The sequence below is a fragment of the Streptomyces flavofungini genome (genome assembly GCF_041028215.1).
GTDB classification, from domain to species: Bacteria; Actinomycetota; Actinomycetes; order Streptomycetales; family Streptomycetaceae; genus Streptomyces; species Streptomyces flavofungini_B.
On the sequence record NZ_JASKYR010001527.1, the window covers coordinates 1 to 645 of the forward strand.

Here is a 645-nt window from a genome sequence, read left to right on the forward strand (position 1 = left end):
GAGAGAAGCCAGGGGGCGACCGAGGATTTCGTCGTGCCCCGTGCCTCGGGGGTGTCGGCATCGGGGGTCGTGCCGTCGGTTCCGGTGCTCTCGGGGTCGGCCTGTTCCAGCAGGACGTGGGCGTTGGTGCCGCTGATGCCGAAGGCCGATACGCCCGCCCTGCGGGGGTGGTCGGCGTCGGGCCAGTCGATGGCCTCGGTGAGGAGTTCGACGGCGCCCGTGGTCCAGTCGACGTGGGAAGTGGGGGTGTCGACGTGGAGGGTGGCGGGCAGCAGGCCGTGCCGTATCGCCATGACCATTTTGATGACGCCCGCGACTCCGGCGGCGGCCTGGGCGTGGCCGATGTTGGACTTGATGCCGCCCAGGTGCAGCGGTCGGCCTTCGGGGCGTTCGCGTCCGTAGGTGGCGAGGAGGGCCTGGGCCTCGATGGGGTCGCCGAGGGTGGTGCCGGTGCCGTGTGCCTCGACGGCGTCGACCTGGTCCGGGGCGAGGCGGGCGKCGGCGAGGCCGCGCTGGCGGGAGAACCCGGTGAACAGTTCGGTGGTCGGCATCATGGCGACGCCGCCGGTCAGGGCGAGGGAGCACTCTCCGGCGCGCAGGGCGCGGACGGCGAGGTGCAGGGCGACCAGCGAGGAGGAGCAGGCC

General features: G+C 73.0%; 1 protein-coding gene. It reads right to left on the minus strand.

Annotated elements, in window-relative coordinates; all coding sequences use genetic code 11:
- A partial coding sequence (locus AB8Z36_RS42015) for a beta-ketoacyl synthase N-terminal-like domain-containing protein (RefSeq protein ID WP_369218566.1) occupies window positions 1–645 on the minus strand: 645 nt, incomplete at both ends.